The sequence below is a fragment of the Lactiplantibacillus herbarum genome, assembly GCF_001039045.1.
Taxonomy (GTDB): Bacteria; Bacillota; Bacilli; order Lactobacillales; family Lactobacillaceae; genus Lactiplantibacillus; species Lactiplantibacillus herbarum.
Window position 1 is genome coordinate 1 of sequence record NZ_LFEE01000010.1, and the last position, 21,337, is coordinate 21,337.

21 protein-coding genes are annotated in these 21,337 nt (G+C 40.7%); 16 read left to right on the top strand and 5 right to left on the bottom strand.

Features of this window, described 5'->3' with window-relative positions:
- Positions 1-180: 180 nt before the first annotated feature.
- From coaA to ACG95_RS03160, 3 genes are all read left to right on the top strand, one after another.
- Positions 181-1,110, top strand: a complete 930-nt coding sequence (gene coaA, locus ACG95_RS03150) for a type I pantothenate kinase (RefSeq protein ID WP_047999115.1) — start codon at positions 181-183, stop codon at positions 1,108-1,110.
- Between the two features lie 93 nt (positions 1,111-1,203).
- Entirely contained in the window at positions 1,204-2,760 is a 1,557-nt protein-coding gene (guaA, locus tag ACG95_RS03155) for a glutamine-hydrolyzing GMP synthase (protein ID WP_082137287.1), read from the top strand.
- A gap of 86 nt (positions 2,761-2,846) precedes the next feature.
- Positions 2,847-3,524 carry a hypothetical protein gene (locus ACG95_RS03160; protein ID WP_047999117.1) on the top strand — a complete coding sequence of 226 codons (678 nt, stop codon included), beginning with the start codon at positions 2,847-2,849 and terminating at the stop codon, positions 3,522-3,524.
- 56 nt (positions 3,525-3,580) lie between these two features.
- Here the strand turns inward: ACG95_RS03160 and ACG95_RS13930 are convergent, their stop codons facing one another.
- Positions 3,581-4,093, bottom strand: a complete 513-nt coding sequence (locus ACG95_RS13930) for a cysteine hydrolase family protein (RefSeq protein ID WP_053072656.1) — start codon at positions 4,091-4,093, stop codon at positions 3,581-3,583.
- Between the two features lie 56 nt (positions 4,094-4,149).
- Positions 4,150-4,455: a MerR family DNA-binding transcriptional regulator gene (locus ACG95_RS14140; protein WP_082137288.1), complete on the bottom strand. Its 306-nt coding sequence runs from the start codon at positions 4,453-4,455 to the stop codon at positions 4,150-4,152.
- Between the two features lie 312 nt (positions 4,456-4,767).
- Between ACG95_RS14140 and ACG95_RS03170 the strand changes: the two genes are divergently transcribed.
- The 9 genes from ACG95_RS03170 (at position 4,768) to ACG95_RS03205 (ending at position 15,508) form a co-directional block, all read left to right on the top strand.
- Positions 4,768-5,367 (top strand): NAD-dependent epimerase/dehydratase family protein, encoded by a 600-nt coding sequence (locus ACG95_RS03170; RefSeq protein WP_047999118.1) that lies wholly within the window; start codon positions 4,768-4,770, stop codon positions 5,365-5,367.
- A 24-nt stretch (positions 5,368-5,391) separates the two neighbouring features.
- Positions 5,392-5,859 carry an Rrf2 family transcriptional regulator gene (locus ACG95_RS03175; protein ID WP_047999119.1) on the top strand — a complete coding sequence of 156 codons (468 nt, stop codon included), beginning with the start codon at positions 5,392-5,394 and terminating at the stop codon, positions 5,857-5,859.
- A 94-nt stretch (positions 5,860-5,953) separates the two neighbouring features.
- Entirely contained in the window at positions 5,954-6,094 is a 141-nt protein-coding gene (locus ACG95_RS14505; protein WP_160300358.1) for an SGNH/GDSL hydrolase family protein, read from the top strand.
- Between the two features lie 707 nt (positions 6,095-6,801).
- Positions 6,802-7,056: a GlsB/YeaQ/YmgE family stress response membrane protein gene (locus ACG95_RS03180; protein ID WP_047999120.1), complete on the top strand. Its 255-nt coding sequence runs from the start codon at positions 6,802-6,804 to the stop codon at positions 7,054-7,056.
- A gap of 486 nt (positions 7,057-7,542) precedes the next feature.
- Positions 7,543-8,406, top strand: coding sequence for a DNA adenine methylase (locus tag ACG95_RS03185; RefSeq protein ID WP_047999121.1), 864 nt, complete (start codon positions 7,543-7,545; stop codon positions 8,404-8,406).
- Between the two features lie 13 nt (positions 8,407-8,419).
- The gene (locus ACG95_RS03190) at positions 8,420-9,691 is read left to right on the top strand and encodes a type II restriction enzyme (protein ID WP_047999122.1); all 1,272 of its coding nucleotides are present in this window, start codon (positions 8,420-8,422) and stop codon (positions 9,689-9,691) included.
- A 278-nt stretch (positions 9,692-9,969) separates the two neighbouring features.
- The gene (locus tag ACG95_RS03195; RefSeq protein WP_047999123.1) at positions 9,970-12,504 is read left to right on the top strand and encodes a M1 family metallopeptidase; all 2,535 of its coding nucleotides are present in this window, start codon (positions 9,970-9,972) and stop codon (positions 12,502-12,504) included.
- Positions 12,505-12,634: 130 nt separating this feature from the next.
- The gene (locus tag ACG95_RS03200; protein WP_053072657.1) at positions 12,635-14,467 is read left to right on the top strand and encodes a DNA/RNA helicase domain-containing protein; all 1,833 of its coding nucleotides are present in this window, start codon (positions 12,635-12,637) and stop codon (positions 14,465-14,467) included.
- A 54-nt stretch (positions 14,468-14,521) separates the two neighbouring features.
- Positions 14,522-15,508, top strand: coding sequence for a nucleoid-associated protein (locus ACG95_RS03205; RefSeq protein ID WP_047999124.1), 987 nt, complete (start codon positions 14,522-14,524; stop codon positions 15,506-15,508).
- Between the two features lie 173 nt (positions 15,509-15,681).
- Here the strand turns inward: ACG95_RS03205 and ACG95_RS03210 are convergent, their stop codons facing one another.
- Positions 15,682-16,212 (bottom strand): histidine phosphatase family protein, encoded by a 531-nt coding sequence (locus ACG95_RS03210; RefSeq protein ID WP_047999125.1) that lies wholly within the window; start codon positions 16,210-16,212, stop codon positions 15,682-15,684.
- A 179-nt stretch (positions 16,213-16,391) separates the two neighbouring features.
- On the opposite strand from ACG95_RS03210, the gene ACG95_RS14350 reads away from it, so the two are divergent.
- The 4 genes from ACG95_RS14350 (at position 16,392) to ACG95_RS03225 (ending at position 19,860) form a co-directional block, all read left to right on the top strand.
- Positions 16,392-16,511, top strand: a complete 120-nt coding sequence (locus ACG95_RS14350; protein WP_152668275.1) for a putative metal homeostasis protein — start codon at positions 16,392-16,394, stop codon at positions 16,509-16,511.
- A gap of 91 nt (positions 16,512-16,602) precedes the next feature.
- Positions 16,603-17,100, top strand: a complete 498-nt coding sequence (locus ACG95_RS03215; RefSeq protein WP_047999126.1) for a kinase — start codon at positions 16,603-16,605, stop codon at positions 17,098-17,100.
- A gap of 97 nt (positions 17,101-17,197) precedes the next feature.
- Entirely contained in the window at positions 17,198-17,752 is a 555-nt protein-coding gene (locus ACG95_RS03220; protein WP_047999127.1) for a helix-turn-helix domain-containing protein, read from the top strand.
- 242 nt (positions 17,753-17,994) lie between these two features.
- The gene (locus ACG95_RS03225) at positions 17,995-19,860 is read left to right on the top strand and encodes an FAD-binding protein (protein WP_420324094.1); all 1,866 of its coding nucleotides are present in this window, start codon (positions 17,995-17,997) and stop codon (positions 19,858-19,860) included.
- 304 nt (positions 19,861-20,164) lie between these two features.
- Here the strand turns inward: ACG95_RS03225 and ACG95_RS03230 are convergent, their stop codons facing one another.
- Complete coding sequence (locus tag ACG95_RS03230; RefSeq protein ID WP_047999129.1) at positions 20,165-20,647, bottom strand: MarR family winged helix-turn-helix transcriptional regulator; 483 nt, start codon at positions 20,645-20,647, stop codon at positions 20,165-20,167.
- A 39-nt stretch (positions 20,648-20,686) separates the two neighbouring features.
- Positions 20,687-21,319, bottom strand: a complete 633-nt coding sequence (locus tag ACG95_RS03235) for an NAD(P)H-dependent oxidoreductase (RefSeq protein WP_047999130.1) — start codon at positions 21,317-21,319, stop codon at positions 20,687-20,689.
- Positions 21,320-21,337 lie beyond the last annotated feature (18 nt).

A 21,337-nucleotide genomic window follows, 5' to 3' on the forward strand; every position in this document is an offset into this window, starting at 1 on the left:
AATTCCATCAACACCCAATATTGTAGAACCGTATAAATTTGGTAATCAAGTACTAACAATCAGGTAACTAAAATTGATAAATGCAACTTAAGTCAAAATTAATCGGGAATCCACTTCTGAATCCGCTTTATTATGTGCTATAATCAACCCATTAATTTAGTAATGGTGGCAATAAAAATCATGGAAGAACAGTTGAACTACTACCGCTTCTCACGTGACCAGTGGAAGCAATTTTACCGTAAGAATCATAACCAAGTGCCGTTGACTGCGGCCAATCTACACGAGATCAAGGCGTTTAATGACCGCATTGGTCTCGATGATGTGCGCGATATTTACATGCCAGTCGCCCATTTGTTGCAGGCGAAGTTCGAGCACTACTTGTCGTGGCGTGAGACTGAGTCAGTCTTTTTGCACCGTCAAAATAAACAGTCGCCGTTCATTATCGGCGTCTCTGGTAGTGTGGCGGTCGGCAAGACGACGACGGCCCGTTTACTCGAAATTCTATTTAAATATTTATATCCAGATCGCCGCACGCAACTGATTACGACGGACGGTTTTTTGTACCCTAACGCTGAATTGAAGAAGATGCAGCTGATGGAGCGCAAGGGGTTCCCCGAAAGTTATGATATGCCACGGTTGATCAAGTTTTTGGACGACGTGAAGAGTGGGAAGCCACTTGCAAAGGCACCGGTGTATTCACATCAGACGTATGATATCGTGCCAAACCGGTTTGACGTTATCACGCATCCAGATATTCTAATCGTGGAAGGCATTAACGTCCTGCAACTGCCGACTAACCAGCACATCTATATCAGTGACTATACCGATTTTTCAGTGTACGTGGATGCGGATGCTGACCTAGTCGAAGACTGGTACTTGGAACGGTTCCAAGCCTTGATGAAGACGGCCTTTCAAGATCCGAAGAACTATTTTTACCCGTGGGCGATCGGTGATCCAGACGATGCGATTGCGATGGCTAAACGGGTGTGGGCGGATGTCGATCTGAAAAACTTGAATGATTATATCCTCCCAACTAGAAATCGTGCGGATTTAATTTTGCACAAAGTTGCCCACCATGTGATTGATGCCGTGTATTTCCGCAAGTATTAGTCCCTAAGAAATTTCTCATACTTATTGACCGAACGTTTAGAAATCAGTATGATAGACCTATTGAGCATCAAATAATCCAAAGGAGTGAACAACTTGGCAAAAACGGATACTGCGTCATTCGATTCCATTTTGGTATTGGATTTCGGGAGTCAGTACAATCAATTGATTACCCGACGCATTCGTGATTTTGGTATCTTCTCAGAATTGTTACCAAACACGATCACCGCTGAAGAAATCAAAGCTCGCCACCCTAAAGGGATCATCTTTTCTGGTGGCCCCAACAGTGTTTACGATGACGGCGCCTTTCGGGTTGACCCAGAAATCTTCAACTTAGGCTTGCCTATCTTGGGGATTTGTTATGGGATGCAACTGATGACTTACACGCTTCCTGGCGGTAAGGTCGAATCAGCTGACAACCGTGAATACGGTAAGGCTAACATCGATGTAACTAGCGATGCCGCAACCTTATTTGAAGGTACGCCACGCGAACAGTCTGTCTGGATGAGTCATGGTGACTTGGTTACCCAAGCACCAGACGGTTTTGAAGTAGTTGCTACTTCGAAAAACTGTCCAATCGCAGCCATTCAGGATGTTGAACGGAAGTTATATGGGATTCAATTCCATGCTGAAGTTCGTAACACCGACTATGGTAACGATATTTTACGGCACTTTGCGTTTGACGTTTGCCAAGCTGAAGCCAACTGGTCAATGGATGATTTCATTGACATGCAGATTGATAAGATCCGGGCTGAAGTTGGTGACAAGAAGGTCTTATTGGGACTTTCTGGTGGTGTTGATTCAAGCGTGGTCGGCGTGCTCTTGCACAAGGCCATTGGTAGCCAATTGACGAGTATCTTCGTTGATCACGGCTTGTTACGGAAGGGCGAAGCTGATCAAGTAATGGCTAGCCTGGAAGGTAAATTTGGCTTGAACATCATCAAGGTCGACGCTAAGGAACGTTTCTTAGGTAAGTTGGCCGGTGTCAGTGATCCTGAACGGAAACGTAAGATCATTGGTAACGAATTTATCCAAGTCTTCGATGAAGAAGCCACTAAGTTAAACGGGATGGAATTCCTTGCACAAGGAACGCTCTATACCGACGTTATCGAAAGTGGAACTTCCACTGCTCAGACGATCAAGTCACATCATAACGTTGGTGGCTTGCCTGATGACATGCAATTCAAGTTGATCGAACCATTACGGACTTTGTTCAAGGACGAAGCGCGTGAATTGGGTGAAAAGCTGGGCATGCCTTCAGCACTCGTTTGGCGTCAGCCATTCCCAGGTCCTGGTCTAGGGATTCGGGTTATTGGTGAAATCACTGAAGAGAAGTTAACCATCGTTCGCGATAGTGACTTGATCTTACGTGATGAAATCAAGAAGGCTGGCCTTGACCGCGAAATCTGGCAATACTTCACCGTATTACCAGGTTTCAAGTCAGTTGGTGTCATGGGTGATGGTCGGACTTACGATTACACGGTCGGCATTCGTGCCGTCACGTCAATCGATGGGATGACCGCTGACTTCGCACGCATTCCATGGGAAATCTTGCAAAAGATCTCAGTACGGATCGTAAATGAAGTCGATCACGTTAATCGTATCGTGTACGATGTTACGAGTAAGCCACCTTCGACTATTGAGTGGGAATAGATTTTAGATGACATAAAAATAAGAATCGCTGTAAATCAGAAATGATTTCAGCGATTCTTATTTTTATAAATTGGAGGAAGAGTACTATGCCGATATTTACAGTCTCAAATGCAATTGCTATTTCAGCATTAATTTTTTCTATTTATAATGCAGGTAAGAATTTTAAAGTACAAAAAAATCAAAATTTATATAATAAAAAGTATAATCAATACCAAGATGCGATTAAGCAATATGAAATAAGATTAACAGAGCAATCGAATAAATTTTATCAAATAATGGCTAAGTCCAATAGTTCTGCATCTATTGTTCCTTATTTCTATTTAAATCTTGATAATGAAGATATTGAAATAAAAAAACAAGAAACCATTCTTGGAATAAAGATAAAAAATGTTGGAATTGCAACAGCGGTTAATGTTCAAATCGTTTCTCAAACAATAAGCGATAATAAAAATATCTACATTAAATCAGAACATTCTTTTGACGAAGCTAATATTTATGAGTATTTAAATAAATCTATTGCACGGCCTGAAGACAGTATAGTATTTTCAGTTGTTATTGAAAATAAAGAAAAACTCTTAGGATTTTATAGTTTTAAATTACGCTATTCAGATTTAGTTGGGCGTATATATGAACAGGAATTCAAATTTGGTTACGATAATTATATAGTGCGTGGTTTTAATCTCAATCAGACCTCGTACCAACCACAGCTGGTTGAAGATTTAAAGCAAATTGATGACAAATTTTTTTCCGAACACAATGTATAGTTAGAATTAAGATGTGAGGTATAGGATAAATTGAGAACTCTAATTAAGCACTTTGACTAAAATTTGTTAACAATATTTATAACATGCTTAAATTCATTAATCAGTATATCTTGATGCTGAGGTTTTCTAGCAACTGTAGCATCTGCCACCACTTCAGTCTGATACCCAAGTTTTTCAGCATCCATTACGGTTTTTTTTACGCCGTTGTCTGTAGTAAACCCAGTAACAATCAACTTATTAATCTGGTTTTGTTTCAAAATAGTATCAAAGTCAGTTGTCTGAAAAGCACTAGGCCCAGACTTAGTTAAATAAAGGCCATTAGTCAATGTCATGTCTTCATAGTAAGACTTAGTAAACTTAGCTTTCAGCCACTTAGGGAATATTTTTGGGGCCACAGTCACAATAAAGATAGGCTGTTTCCGGGCTTCGAATGCTTCAATTAGTTGGCGATTACTGGTAACAAGTTTCTGAAAGTTATCTTCAATTTTGAAAATATGCTTTGCTAGAAAATGGGTGCCTGCTTGAATATCAATTACTACTAGAGCGGCTTTAGGTTGTTCATTAGTCATGATGGATCACTCCTTTTGAACTAGCATAAACTATCGGGTTAACACCATAGCAAGCCTTATTTTGGGATTCGTGAAATTTGTTGTGCCAAAATAGTATCGATACGCGTTAAGCGGTCCATTTCATCGTGGACTGCTTTTTGGCATGCTCTTAATGTTTCTAATTTTTGCTCATCATTCGTTAAATTAATTGAATCGGTCAAAAGTGATAGGTCTAATCCCAACTTTCGAAATCCCTGAATGAGTTGCAACTGGTGCAAGTTGTCGATCGAGTACTGCCGATAATTATTCTGATCACGCGGAACGTCTGTTAAAATCTCAATCTTTTCGTAGTAGCGTAGGGCATCCTTGGTCAGACCGGTCAGTGCAACGACCTCTTTAGTGGTGAAATGAGTTTGGTCGGATGGTAAATTTAGTGGCTCCGTAAAGAGCGCCTGCTTTCTGTTTTTCTCCGTGTAGGTATCTTAGCATCATAGAGCGAATTAGCGTATTGGGCAAGTCTTGTAATATAGCTTTAGCAAAATGGCGTTTAGGTAATCTGGAGTCTAAAATAATGACCAGCCTATCTAAAATCTGCCAGTCAACACGATGAGCTGCATTGAAGTTGACAATTTGTAGTTCCGAAGATATTATATATCCATGGATTTTAAATGTCTACGAAAATGGAGAGCAAAATAATGACACTGAATATTGTACTACTAGGTGGCAACGGCTATATCGGCCGTGAATTGACGCGGCAGTGGCACGCGCAGGACGCTGAGGCTGAATTCTGGGTACTGTCACGTTCTGGCAAGAATCAACTCGACTTACCAGTGATTCATAACTACGCGGTCGATGTTACGGATCAGGCAGCTGTTGAGGCCGTTTTGCCAACACAGGTGGACTACATTGTCGACCTAGTTGGCCGCCCAGAAAAAGATGCGGAACTTTCAAAACAGATCAACGACGCACCGGCCATGGTCATGCAGGCGTTGGCTGAAGAACGCCAAATCTGTGCCATAGGATTCATTGGTGGTAAACTAGGTCCGAAAGCATTTTTAGCGACGAAGCAGCGTTTGATCGACCAACTGAGTACGTCCAAAATTCCACTAGCATACGTGGAACCGACTGTCGTATACGGTGCGGATCGTGATGACCAGATTGCTAAGATGGTTCCATTGTTACGTTTTGCCGGACTATTCGCTAAGAATATACGGCCAGTAGAAGTTTCAGTGGTTGCTAAGAAGTTATTGGACAGCTTGCTTGTTGCTGGCATGTGTACAGACGCTAAGCGTTAAGACCTAAAGTGATGGTGAAATGGTATGAAGATTAAAGGTAGTGTTGAGCAGGGCGTTTACGTCCTCCTGATGTTGGCGATTCAAAAGGATCATTTACCTTTGAAGAGTCAATTGCTCAGTGAAAGATTAGAAGTTTCGGATTCCTATCTCAAGAAGATTCTCCGTAAATTAGTGGTCGCTGACCTCATTGCATCCAATGCTAGCAAGGATGGCGGGTTCACACTTGGGAGGCCAATTAGTGAGATTACGATGCTTGATGTCTGCCAAGCCGTGGATGATAGTGCTAGTTTACAGCTACCAACGCTGAATTTAGCGGAACGTGTCTTTCCCGGCAGCCCTGAACATATCAAGCAGAGCACCAAGTTAGTTGCGGACACGTTTGAGCGATCCCAGACCGCGTTTAATACTGAGTTAGCAAACATGACGTTGAATAAATTATTGGAGTCAGAATCCGTGCAGCGTGGTGTGATTGATTGGCGTTCATTAAATTAACACAAAAGACCAGTTCAAGTTAGAGCTGGTCTTTTGTTGTAAATAAGAATAATTGAATTGTTAACAATTCATTTCTATTGTCGACTGGGGCAAAGTGGCCGCGCAATATCCAGAAGTCTTCAAAGGTACGGATGGCATCCATTTCGGTGGCATGCGTGCTGGCGATATTCTTTACGCTAAGGTGATCAATCAGGCGTTGAAGGAAGCTGGTAACGGAGCGGTAAAGACTAAGTAAGGTGTCTCAAAATAATTTGATAGAGATGTAAAATTGGTCAATCCGAGAATGTTCGGATTGATTTTTTTTATGATTAGAATTATGAGTATAAAATTTAGCAGAAATATGATTAAGATTAATATTATTAATGGGTATATAAATTAATGTAATGCATGAGGCCCTGATAAGGAACAGTTTAAAAATAGAAATATCGATTGATTCAAGGATGCAGAATAGCATCTAATGTTTACAAAATCAGGAGGTGGCGGTTGACAGTGATTAAATTGGTTTAGGAGTAAAAATTATCATTTTTATATAACAAATATTATTAAAAATTATAAGATGATAATGAATAATAAGAAGATATTATATGCGAGAAGTAATTGTTATCAAGTATATAATATCCGAAGTCGGGATATTACAGCATTCCAAGTTTGGAATTAATTTTGATGTGCGGGTTGGCTGAGTGATGATTCCTGGACAGACGATTTGGATGTGAGTCGTAAAAAAACATTTAATCTTCTATAACTATTAAAGATAAGACGATCTATATCGTTACAATTGATGAACGGAACTAGCGACTGCTTGAATCAGATGGAATATTTGTTCAAACGGAATGACATGAGTAAAGATAATAACTGATGAAAGCTATTTGAGCATATCAATTGTCCATAACTTAGTTTATCTATATCATAAGTATTAGCAACAAATACAAAGGAGTGATGGATATGTTAGGTTGGCTATGGTCATTGATTGTAGGTGGCGTTATTGGTGCGCTGGCTGGTGCGTTAACTAGTCGGGATATTCCGGCTGGAATTTTTGGTAACATCATCGCCGGGTTGGTCGGTGCTTGGATTGGACAATCATTACTCGGTAGTTGGGGACCATCATTGGCTGGGATGGCGCTAGTCCCATCAATTCTTGGAGCGGTCATCTTAGTTTTAATCGTTTCAGCAATTTTCGGTATGCGCAAGAAGCATTAGGTTCAACGTAATCCAACTAAATTAATAATCTAAACTGTGGTACTTATTGAGAACGTCATTCTTGATAAGTACCATTTTTAGTCTGGTTGATACGCTTTGTAAAATTTGTGTATAAAGATTGTAACGTCACCGTGTTTTCTGAAAACTAATGCTATACTTTGAAATATGGTGAGCTGGCGCTACATTTTGGATTATTGATAGGCAGTCAGGCACCGTTAATCAGGATGATGGGCAATACAATGACAGTCGGCTTATCAGGGGAGAGAAAGTTAACAGACGGTACCTACATAAACAATGGTCAGTAGACTCTTGGAAGAGATTACTGAGTGATTTAGCCAATAAATTGTTACAGGTGATTATATATTGCAATGAATGTGAGGGTTAAACAGTAGTTAATTTTGAAAAAAATGAACTAGAATATACTGCAAAAAACTGCTATAATTACATTTCATAGTACAAACGTATGTTTTAGGAGGGGGAAGAAATATGGTGAAAAATCAGTTGGTAAAGCCTTTTGTGAAATGGGCTGGTGGAAAAAGACAGCTAGTTCCGCAAATTACAAAATACATGCCAAATACTTTTGGACGGTATTACGAACCCTTTGTAGGTGGTGGTGCTATATTCTTTGAATTGCAATATAATAGGTCTACAATAAATGATTTTAATACTGAATTGGTCCTAGCATATAAGGCTATTCGGGATAATCTTGAAGAGTTGCTTGAAAATTTAAGGATTCATGAAAATAATAATAGTAGTGATTATTATTATAAAATTCGTGAATGGGATAGAAATGGATTAATTGATGCTAAAACCGATGTGGAACGTGCTGCACGTTTTATTTTTCTTAATAAAACAGGTTTTAATGGCCTGTTTAGAGTTAATAGTCAAAATCAAATCAATACACCTTATGGAAAGTATAAAAATCCTGCTATAGTTAATGAGTCTGTGTTAAAAGCTGTCAATAAGTTTTTAAGAAAAAAAACTATTAAAATTCTAAATGGAGATTTTGAAGATGCTGTTAAGGGAGCAAGAAGAGGGGATTTTGTTTATTTTGATCCACCCTATGCACCTATGGTGGATGATAAACAAAGTTTTGTTGGATATACATTAAATGGTTTCGGTTCAGAAGAACAAGAACGTTTGCGAGATTTGGTAGATAAACTCACAGTAAAAGGTGTTAAAGTGATGTTAAGCAATTCATCAGTACCATATATTCATGATATTTATTCCAAGTATAAAGATACGACAATAATTGTTCCAGCGTCTCGCAATATAAACTCAAATGGAACAGGTAGAGGTAAAGTAGACGAAGTTTTAGTCATGAATTATAATTACCTTGAAGAGCATTAACGGAGGAATTGTTATGACTAAGGCTGATGAGGCATGGAATAAGTTATTTAATAAATATAACATCCTTGATCATATTGATACTGAGGGTGTTTTTAAAATATCTGCTAAAAATATTAAAGAATTTTATGAACCTAGGCTAATAACTAAATATGATTGGTCATCTAGTTTGCCTAAGTTATTTCGAGATAATAAATTGGCTATTCTTCCTACTTCAAGAGGAACATATGTTATTGGTAAATTTCAAGCATATCAAAAGTTAAGATATGAAAATATAAAGCCAATTGTTAAAACATTACCTTCTTGGATTAATACATGGGATACATTTGAAATTACATCTGAAGCCGTTGCTCTAAACGTAGCTAAAGCAACTGGAATGATAGATTATGTAATGATGAGTAGTGAAGGATTTCCTGCAATTGATACTATCACTGGCCGTTTGAAATCGGGTGATTTGAAATATAAAATTGATCGAAAAGGTCAGAGAGCATATGATTTACATGTAGATAATGCACAGGTAGAAATTGATGCTGGTTTTGAAAATTATGACAGGTTAGCAATAATTGAAGCAAAAACACATATTCCTGAAGATTTCATGATTCGTCAGCTTTATTATCCTTATCGAATTTATAATTCGCTTAATACGGGAAAACCAGTGATTCCTTTATATTTCACATATGCTGATGACATTTTTACGTTTTATCAATATGATTTTGATGATATGAATAATTATTCGTCTATTAAGAAAGTTAAACAATATTCTTTCATTTTGAATCATACATTAAGTCTTAATGTTGATGTGGTTAAACAAATCTCAGCCAAAAGTTTAATGGCTCCTGAGCCAACAAACATTTCATATCCACAAGCTAATACCTTTCAGACAGTTCTAGATATGATGCAATATTTAATAAAACCAATAGGTAAAGATGAACTTGCTGAGTTATTTAGTTTTAATGATCGGCAAAGTGATTATTATGCGAACTCATTAAGATTTCTTGGTTTGGCAAAACGATTATCTGGAAAATATCAATTAACTGAATTGGGGGAAAAAGTAAATTCATTGCCTAATTCGGATATGCGAAATGAATTAATTATTCGTCAAATGTTAAATCATATTACGCTTAAGCTTGCATTTGACTCATATTTGAAAAATAATGGTGAAGCAGATGATGTCTACATTGATAAAATCTTAGCTGAAAATGTGGTTAGTATCAGTGGTTCTACGATTCCTCGCAGACGAAGCACGGTTAAACAATGGATTGAATGGATTTTTTCAGTAATTGAATAAAGTTACATTAGATAAAATTTATTAGGAATAATGATTAAATGCAATTGACTTAAATAATATTAATGGGTTAGTTATATATAGTACACAAGCTTATAATTTTAGTGTTGATAACATGAAAATAGCGTTTATATTGATGTCAATTAGTTATAGATTTTGTTAAGAAGGGGGCCGAAAGAGCACCCTTTTTATATTTGTTCACATTAAATATAACACTGATTAGGTAATAATGTGGTGAGTGTCGTATAATGAACATATTCTTAAAAAACAAGGAGAATACTATGGCAGCCACAACTCATTTTTACGAAACTTTTCAACCAGAACATTATGATTTATACATTAATATTAATCGGGCCGATAAGTTAATTTCGGGTAAATCAACAATTACTGGGGATGCTAAGGTAACCGAAGTCTTGATTCATCAAAATGGTTTAACGATTGCGACCGTTCAAGCTGACGGTGCCGACGTGCCATTTACTGTGGATAACGACATTCAGGGGATTCGCATCGAACTTGGTCAAACGGGTGAGACAACGTTAGCGATTACTTACAGCACGAAGTTGACTGATACGATGATGGGGATCTATCCATCATACTACGAAGTTAACGGCGTTAAACAGGAATTGATCGGGACGCAGTTTGAAACCACAGCTGCTCGTCAAGCCTTCCCTTGTGTCGACGAGCCAGAAGCTAAGGCTACTTTCGACCTCGCTATCAAGTACGACGAACACGACGGCGAAACGATTTTGAGCAACATGCCTGAAACTCGTGAAGCTGATGGTGTTCACTACTTTGACACGACAGTACGGATGTCGACTTACCTGATTGCGTTTGCCTTCGGGGATATGCAAGGTAAGCAGACGAAGACCAAGAGCGGCGTAACGGTTGGTGTATTCGGGACTAAGGCTCACAAAGCTAACGAACTCGACTTTGCGTTAGATATTGCCAAACGCGCGATTGAATTCTATGAAGACTTCTATCAGACTCCATACCCACTACCACATTCATGGCAACTAGCTTTACCAGACTTCTCAGCCGGCGCCATGGAAAACTGGGGCTTGGTAACTTATCGTGAAGCTTACCTATTACTTGATCCTGACAACACCTCACTTGAAACGAAGCAACGTGTTGCTGCCGTGATTGCGCACGAATTAGCACATCAATGGTTCGGCGACCTCGTTACCATGAAGTGGTGGGATGATCTCTGGTTAAACGAAAGTTTCGCTAACATGATGGAATACGTGGCGACTGATGCCTTGGAACCAGACTGGCACATTTGGGAAACCTTCCAAACATCTGAAGCTTCAATGGCCTTACAACGTGACGCTACTGACGGTGTGCAATCTGTGCATGTCCAAGTGGAAGACCCTGCTGAAATTGACTCGATCTTTGACGGTGCCATCGTTTACGCTAAGGGTGCTCGGATGTTAGTTATGGCACGGGCCATGGTCGGCGACGAAGCTTTACAGGCTGGCTTGAAGAAATACTTCACGAACCATAAATATGGAAACGCTACGGGTGCTGATTTGTGGGCTGCCTTAGATGATGCATCTGGAATTCAGCTGGGCGATATCATGAACTCATGGTTGGAACAACCTGGTTATCCAGTGGTGACCGCAGCGGTGGTTGATGGTAAATTGACCTTGTCACAACAACAATTCTTCATCGGTGATGGCGAAGAAGTTGGCCGTCAATGGCAGATTCCATTGAACAGTAACTACGACGCAGCGCCAGCAATTATGAAGGATAAGACGGTAACGTTGGGCGATTACGCGGACTTACGGGCAGCTAATAGCAAAGCCTTTCGCTTAAACGTTGGCAATAACTCACACTTTATCGTTAAGTATGACCAAACCTTATTGGATGATATCTTAGCTGATGTTGATGCATTGACTTCAATCGATCAACTTCAACTTTTACAAGACTTACGTTTATTGGCTGAAGGTCGTCAGATCTCTTATGCGGCAGTTGTGCCATTGTTAAGCCGTTTTGCAGCGAGTCACTCAACGGTCGTTAATACGGCATTGTACCAAGCTGCCGGTAACTTGAAGAAGTTTGCGACGCCTGATACGGATGAAGAAAAGCAGCTACAAGCTTTATTCGATCAGTTGAGTGCGGCGCAAGTTCAACGTTTGGGCTGGTTACCAAAAGCTGGTGAATCTAACGATGACCAGTTAACTCGTCCTTATGTATTGAGTGCGGCACTGTACGCGAAGAATGCAGCGGCTATCTTGGCGGCTCACGAATTATTCGAAGGCAATCAAGATAAGTTAGCGACCTTGCCAGCTGACGTGCGGGTCTTCATCTTACGGAATGAAGTCAAGAACTTCGGTAGCGCAGCGTTATTCGATAGCTTGTTGGCTGCATCACGTCAGACGGCGGATGCCAGCTACAAGGCGGATATCTGTGATGCATTGACGGCAACAACTGACCCAGCCTTGATCGCGAAGTTAGTTGAGAAGTTCGAAGATGCAGATACTATCAAGCCACAAGACTTGCGGGCATGGTTCCGTGGCGTATTAGCTAACGCAGCGGGCGAACAAGCTGCTTGGGATTGGATTCGTAACGAATGGTCATGGCTAGAAGCAACGGTCGGTGGCGACATGGAATTCACAACGTATATTACGGTGATCTCCAGAGTATTCCACACCGCTGAACGCTTGGCTGAATTCAAGGCCTTCTTTGAACCAAAACTCAACACTCCCGGTTTAACGCGTGAAATCAATATGGACACTAAGGTAATCGCTAGTCGGGTTGCGTTGGTGGAAGATGAGAAGAGTGCGGTGAACTTGGCAGTTAAAGAGGCTGTTAAATAGTAATTTCAAGTTTTAATGAAGAAGTGATTTATCTCCCGTAGATGAATCACTTCTTTGTGTATAATTAATATTTCTAAATATATTCAATACGCTTTATAATATATTGAAGTATGTCTAATACAAGTAGGTGATGAAAATAAGCAAGTATGTAGATGATAATTATTTTGAAAATATTAAACAGATTTTAAGCATTGAACCGGTCGTAAATATTATTCCATATGATGATGATTATCATGTTGGATTACGTAAGTATGTGGATAACTTGGAGCTGGTACTTGACTATCCAATAGTTTATTTAGTGTATGATAGAATTAATACACATGAAGGTGAATATCAATATAAAGTTTATGTTGGTGAGACAAGTAACATAGATCGACGTATAAGAGAACATTTAAAGTTTGACTCGATGCATCAAAAAGATTGGCAGGGGTTAAGGGAAAGTAAAAATTCACAAATAATGGTTATTGGGGATAAACTTTTTAACAAATCTTTGACCTTAGATATTGAAAACCGGTTAATGCATCATTTGTTAGGTGTCAAGAATATTGTGGAAGTGACTAATCGACGAAGCAATCCACAGAGTAAGTATTTTATGTCTGAATACACTGATCATGTTTTTAGTGATGTTTGGAATGCGATGCGTAAATGCAGACCAGAGATGCTACTAGAGCAAGAGAAAATTGAGAAGTCGGCTATTTATGAATTTTCACCATTTTACTCGTTAAATCAAAAGCAGAATGAAGCTAAGGTAGAAATTATACAAAAGGTCGAAAAAGCATTATATGGTGATCATATTAAAAGTCCAACTATGATACTTATCACGGGACGAGCTGGAACGGGAAAAACTGTACTGATGAGTAGTTTATTTTATGAATTGGCAAAAATGACAGTAAAAAATGAAAACTCAAAAAATATTTCTGTTTCATTAATAATCAGCCAATCCGATCAGTTAAAAATTTATAAAAGAATTGCCAATAAATTACGGCTCAATATAGAAAATACTCAAATAGTCACAAGTCCTGTGAGTTTTTTAAATACGCATGATACTGATCATAAAGTAGATGTAATGTTGATTGATGAAGCACATTTGCTATTAACTCAAGGGCGAATGGCATATAGAGGGAAAAATCAGCTTAGTGATCTATTGAAACTTGCTAAAGTTGTAATAGTTGTTTTTGATCGATTCCAAATTTTAACTACGCAGGCATATTTAGATCAAAAAGAAATCCAAGTGATGGAAAATAGAGCAAAGCGAGAGGACAATTTGATTGAACTAAAAGAACAAGAGCGAATGGATGCTAAACAAGAGACAATAGACTGGATTCAACATATGGCTGTTGAACAATATATTGAAACAATACCAGATGATGAACATTATCAGTTGAAAATTGCTAAATCGCCAGAAATCTTGTATCAAAAGATTGTACAATTGGATAGCTTAAATGGTAGTAAAAAGTCAAATCTTGCAAGACTACTTGCGACATTTGATTGGCAGTATAACTCTAAAACCAATATGCAAGAAAAGACTGGATATTGGATGGTGAAGATAGGTACATTGAAACTTCCATGGAATTTTCAGAAACAAAAGGAATTGTCGAGATGTGAGAAGAAACAAGTAAAAGATTTGGCATGGGCCGAACAGCCACATACACTTGGAGAAACTGGATCTACATACACGATTCAAGGATTTGGTTTGAACTATGTGGGTGTCATTATTGGCCCGTCTGTTACTTATCGTAATGGTAAAATTGAATTTGTTTCAGAAAATAGTATGAACGAAAATGCAACAAGGAGACGATTATTACACGGTAAGAGAATTGATGTTTCGAAAGAGTTACTAAGAAATGAACTTAATATTTTATTAACACGAGGAGTTCATGGCCTATTTATTTATGCAGTAGATCCTGATCTACAACAAGCGTTAATTAACGTAGCAGGTAAGGATCATATTTTGAAGGAATAGTAGTTATTGGTAACTCGGTGCCTAATTTCAGTTATTCTAGAGAAGGAGTAAGTCATGAGGATTTTAAATATTATTGATCATATATTAGACAAGGATTCTGGCAACGTTGTCTTGTCTCAACGAGAAATACCACGGGAGAACCTCGAAATAACCAAGTATGTTGAAAAAGTCGTTGAAAAGGTATTAAACAGTGAATACCTAGAGATTGATCTAAAACGGAGTCCACTGCTAGAACAGTTTTGGGCTAACAGCGATGACTTCCAACAGATTACCGAAAAGTTCGCGCTGGATTATTTTGAAGCAGTCAAAGCTAATGAAAAGATTCCGGGCGGCGATTTACTGTTTTTTAAGGCCGAACTAGATGATCTGACTAGCGTGATTGGGATTGCCAAGCTCGATTATACGCAGCGGTATTTGCACAATGTCGAGTACGAGGATGATGTTCTAGTTAATAACATTATCAAGAATAATAATATTCTACCGTCGCCAGGGCAGGGCGTGAAGAATGTCATCTTGATAGACGAAGAAAAAGTTCGGATTCGTGAGCAGCAGTATACCGGGGAAAGTGGTAAATGGGTGATGTCCAAGGATTTTCTAAACGTTGTTGATGTGCCATCGAAAGTCTCGACTGACGTTAAACAAATCAAGAAGTCGATTCAAAAGATTTCTGAAAAGTACGATCAAGATGATTTTGCTGTAACCTCGGTGACGCAACAGGCGATTCACGATAGCATCGAAAAAGATGGCGTCATCGACAACGATTACGTTGCTGATATCGTATTTGAGCAAAAGGAAGAGGCTAAGGCAGAGTTCAAAGACCAACTAGCTAAGAAATCAATTGAGCCAGTCGTTGAGGTGCCTAACGCTAACTACTTTGAAAAGAAATACGAACGCCAAAAGATCAAACTCGATAATGGGATTGAAATCAATGTGCCAATCAGCTTGTTGAAAAATCGGGATGCCATTGAGTTTGAAACTAATAATGATGGTAGTACTTCGGTAGTTATTAAGAATGTGGGTAGTTTGACGAGCAATTTCTAAACAGTGATAGAACTTATCCACAGGCATAAATAAATGAGTCGATTAAATAACAGCGCAATCCACAGATGTACAGAATACTGTGGATTGCGCTGTTTTAGTGTTTAATGAGTATAGAGTCAGCAGGTTTTAGGTTTCATAATAGCCGATTGTCTGCTAATGAAGATGTCTTTAGATTAGTTGACAGTTATTTCCCGCACGCCACAGTAATCCACATCCCGATGGTTGCCAAACTGGCGCATGACTTCACCGTGAGTCACACAGGCGATACAGTCGTACTGCTGAGCATATTGGGCTAACACGTTAGTGACACGATTCTTAACTTCGACGGCACTCTCGTAAGGAAGGCCGCCGTCTGCGATACGTTGACCGTTATTTTGTTGGTACGTGGCATAGGCTGCCGCAGCTTCTTCGTCGGTATCAGTTCGTTGACCAGAGATGTCGGGCAACCACTCATGGAGCCCGAGCTCAACTTTTAGTGGTAGATTATTAAAACGAACGATTTCGAGCGCCGTGTGTAATGCCCGCGTATAGGGTGACGTCAATATGAGTTGGACATTCTGGAATAGTGGATCGTGGGCACGTTGCTGAGCCAGTTCAATCCCATGAGCAGTGAGCTCGCCTAATTCTCGGCCGAAACCGGTGAAATTAGCGTTATTAACCTGTGCATAAGTTGGTTCAGAATGACGAATCAAATATACTTGCATCTGGAGGACTTCCTTAGTGGATAACTTATTTAATTCTATTATACTGACTCTAACGGGTAATGGTGTAGCTAAATCGTGAGTATGAGTGGTAGTTACGACAATTAAATTGACTTTAAAGTTAAATTTGGTATATTTAAATAGTAATAATTACTATTTAAAACGTAAAGGAGTTATCACCTGTGGAAAAACAAGACCTAGCTAGTGCGCGTCGTCGTTTACGAGGCACTAATCTTAAATCACGCAAACGTGCTTTAAAGATTTTACACGATGCTCGCCGGAATGCGAATAAAGCTAAATAAGACCAATAAAAGTGTTAGCTAATGCGGCTAGCACTTTTATTTTGCAGTATGATTAGACTGAATAATAGCTGATCTTAGAGGAGATGGGTGGATGCAGACAACGTTAGTGATCATTCGTGGGAATTCCGGCAGCGGTAAGACGACGTTATCCCAAGCATTACAGCGTGAACTCGGCCATAATACCTTGTTAGTCTCGCAGGATGTGGTGCGCCGTGACATGCTAATGAGCAATGATTCCCCGGGAAATATTTCGATTGACCTGATTCAGCAAATCGCACTGTATGGGTTAGGCAAGGTACCGGTCGTTATTGTGGAGGGAATTTTAGCACGTGACCGTTACGGAAAAATGCTAGCCGAACTGAGTCGGCAGTTTCCACGCGTCTTGACCTACTATTTTGATGTTGATCTGGAAACGACGTTGAAACGTCATCAGACACGTGACCGAGAATTTGGCCCCATGGAGATGCGGCGTTGGTGGCTATCACAAGATACGCTGAATGTCCCTGGGGAAAACTTACTTACTGCTAATTTAGACTTAGCAACTGAGATGGAGCAGATTAAGCGGGCGATTAATAACCAACCAGCATGATTTAGCAGTCGCAACGTCACGTTGCAGTCTGTTTAATAGGAACCGCAACGAATTGGTGCGCACAATCTACTAGTGTTTTCAATGGGGGACGAGTAGGATGAAAATTGTAATCGGGACTACAATTAAACAGCAGCGCCAGCTTAAGCAATGGTCGCAGCAAGACTTGGCGGCTAAGTTAATGGTGACACGGCAGACCATCTCTAAGTGGGAATTGGAGAAAAGTTATCCGGATTTAGAAAGCCTGATTCGATTAAGCGAACTATTTGCGGTATCGACGGATTACTTACTTGGCCTAGTCCAACCTGTCAAACACCGACCATGGCTGCAAGTGTTGTTTCATAAAAGGAGTACAGCGGAGATGTCTGATATCAAATGGTATAGTAGTGGTCAAGAACGTGGTCGGGTTGCGGCCGGAATCATCAGTGAGATCGTTGCGAACCTAGATCCAGCGACGGACCAACCTTTACGGGAATTATTAGCAAGCTATTATACGGAATTCATAGAGCAAAAGTCCGGTTCCAACATATCGGTCTTTAACCGCATGAGTTTAGCAATTTCTAAGTGTGTTGAACGCAATCAAATGACGTTATCCCCAGAAAATGAACAACGTGTGCGTGATTTATTAGCGTTGAACTATGTTAGGTATGGGTAACCTAATTAGGCCAATCTGCCAAGCGCTACTATTGCTATCTAGTAGAATTGCTTGGCAGTTTTTTATTAAGTGATGTAAAGTGCTAGTCACAGATTTTTGTGATGAAATGAGCATTAATTACTGAAAAAGCTTCCTATGGAGATGAAAGCGGTTGTATAATGCGATTATAAGCATAACGACCATGACCAAGAAATAACGATTAATCAGAGTGGTGGTCGCTGAATTGGAAAGGGATGGCTGCAATGTTAGCTAACGTGAATGAATTAACTTGGGATTATACGTATGATACGGTCGTAATTGGATTTGGGGGTGCCGGAGCCACAGCCGCGCGTTTTGCCGCGGATGCTGGTGCTAAAGTTTTATTGAGCGATGCCGCACCGAACGGGCACGAAGGTGGTAATACGCGTTACTCGGCTCAATTATTAGGAACTGTGGATAGTTTCGACGAGGGTAAGAAGTACTATCAACATTTAACGTCACCAATGAAGTTGGACGATCAAGTGATCGATACCTTTGTTGACGGCATGGCTAACATGCGCGACTATGTGCAACGTTATTTAGGCGTAGACCCAGTCAGCGTCAAAAATAACTTCACCACGGATGACACAGCAATTTCATTGGATAGTGCGGTGCATGAATTCCCTGAATACGATGGTGCCCAGTCCTACGACTTTACCACCGTTCATCACGGTATTTTTGATGCCGCCCTGTGGAAAATTCTACGGCAAAAGGTTCTCGACCGTGCCAGCAAGATTGACGTTTGGTTGAGCTCACCCGCTACGCATTTAATTCAGGATCCAGCGACTAAGATGATCATCGGTGTCCAGATTGAACGTCAGCACGTGCTCGTCAATGTGCGGGCCAATAATGGAGTCGTGCTAGCTTGTGGCGGTTTTGAAAACAACCAGCAGGCGGTTCAAGATTATCTTGGTGCTGATCACTTGGCACCACTTGGCTCATTATTCAATAAAGGTGCTGGTCTGAAAATGGCTCAAGAAGTCGGTGCTGACCTATGGCACATGCAAAACTATGAGACCCTTGGCTTCTTACACGGTTTATCGTTAGCCGTCCCACAAGGTGAACGTGGTCGTCTGATTCTCGGCTGGCAAGATGTTAACCACGGCAGCATTATGACCGTTGCCGATGACGGTAGTCGCTACTTTGATGAGAGCGAAGCTAATCGCCACGGCCACATTTATGACCACGGGATGTGGCGGGTACCACGGACCAACGTTCATCCATACTTGATCTTTGACCAAACACAGTATGATCAGATGATTGCTAATAAGGCGACGCCGGTAACCAATTTAGCTGAACTAGTCGTTAAATCACCAAACCTCGCTGACTTAGCACGGATCATTGACGTTGACCGTGAGATTTTAGCGAAGACCGTTGCTGATTTTAACCATTTTGTTGAGACGGGGACTGACTACGCCTTTAATCGTAAAATCGAAACGATGCGCCAGTTCGATGAAGGGCCTTTCTACGCAATGAAACTGACGAATAACGTCTTGAATACGCAGGGGGGCCCACGTCGTAATCACCGTGCCGAAATTCTCGATACGAATGCCCAAGCCATTCCCCATTTATATGGTGCTGGCGAATTAGGTGGCGTCTGTGCCAATCAGTATCAGGCCGGCGGTAACTTAGCTGAATGCTTGATTTTCGGGAAGATTGCCGGTGAAAATGCGGCTAAGCAGAAAGAACCTGGCGAACAAGCCCCAGTTGAAACAACGGTAGATGCCAATACCGGTGCCTCAGCCCATGAAACCAGCACGAGCGATTTAGCCCCAAGTAATCATGAAGCAACACCCGATATTCCGATTGAAGATAATCAGTATTTAGGGACTTCCGATGATGGAATCGGTGGTCAAATCATCGTCCGCATTACGATCATTGATGATCAGTTGACTGCCGTTGAAATCGTTGAGCAGAGTGAAACTGGTGAAGTTGGTGGCAAGGCTGTTGCCGAATTACCTGCTAAGATGGTGGCCGCGAACACTTATGATGTTGACGCTATTTCAGGGGCATCAGTTTCGAGTCGAGCCATCAAATCCGCTGTTAAGGACGCTCTCAGCAAAGTTCATCCGGCGGTCGTTACTGATTAAGAAGTTGCTCTGAGTTAGGTGAACTAAAACCAATGTGTATTTGGTTTTCACGTTACCTTAGTGCATGTTATGGTAGCAGTATCTAATCAAGCAGGAGGGATTTACGATGAAGACAAGTAAAATTGAAGTAGCAATGCGAGCCGTTACGGTAGTGCTAAACGTATTGGCACTGATGATGACGGTGCGTAAGTATCGCAATGAACGACAATCGTAATTTGAATTTTAGCAGTCATACCTATCAATTATGACCAGTAGAAAAGCCATTGATGTGATCAGTAAGTGATCATATCAATGGCTTTTTTTATTACGGTAATTGTCGTTCAAAATTTTCCAAATCCACTAAAAACCGGTTAATAATGGCGAGTTCTTCCGGTGAATAGTCGGCCTTTAAGTGATTGGCGGCCTGTTTATTAAAGGTGGCATGCATCTGATCGTGATAATGTGCCAGCTTGTGACCACTCGGTGTTAAGCGGTAGAAGATTTTCTTCCGATCATCGGGTTGTTGAAACGTACTGATGAGTCCCTGGGTAACCAGCTTCTTAGCGGCACGAGTGACTCCACCACGAGTCACGCCTAACTTTTGCGCAATGTCGATACCTGTCAGTGGTTGAGCTTCTAATACAGACATTAAGTGGAGACCAACGACGGAAATATCCGGTAACAGCCGTCGCAAGTTAAGTTCGGTGATATGCGTCTGCATCCACTTCTGTTCTCCCGTGACTGATTCCCGTGATGCTCGAATCACTTTTAGCTGATCTAAAATGGCTTGTTCCGCGGATGTACTCATCGTGATCTCCCCCTTAATATTACTATTATTATAGCGAAACTAGAAAGTTAGTGCGAGCTTTTCAGCGGTTGCTTGGGCGTTTTCGATGGTTGTTGCGCGTTGCTCTGGGAATTGGTCGAGTCCTTCAATAAAAATCGTTTGATAATCGGTGATGCCGTATAGGTGAGCCATCCCGTGTAAGTATGGATCGCCTGCTTCAACTTGATTCTTAGTGGCGTCCGCATGGTGGTAATAACCACCGGCAGCTTGAATGTGGAGGGCATGCTTTCCGTCTAATAAACCGACGGGACCATTGGCCGTATACTTAAACGTCTTGCGTGCCACGGCAGTTAAGTCGAGGTATTGTTTCAGTTCGGCTGGCAAGAAGTGGTTATACATCGGGTTAACGAAGACCAACTTGTCCGCGGATACGAATTCGTCTAACCAGCTCGCGTGACGACTCAATAGTTCTGTTTCTTCGGAACTGAGCGTTTCACCGTATTTTTGTTTGCGCCAAGCTTCAAAGGTCGTATCGTTCAACGCGGGAACACCGTCCTTGAAGAGGTCACGGGTGATAATTTCATCGTTAGGATGGCTTGCTTGATAGCTCTTTTGAAAACTAGCAGCCACCGTGAGTGAGGCACTTGGTACGGTCGTGTGTGGGTGTGCAATAATCATTAGTAATTTTGTCATATTAAACAGCTCCTTGTA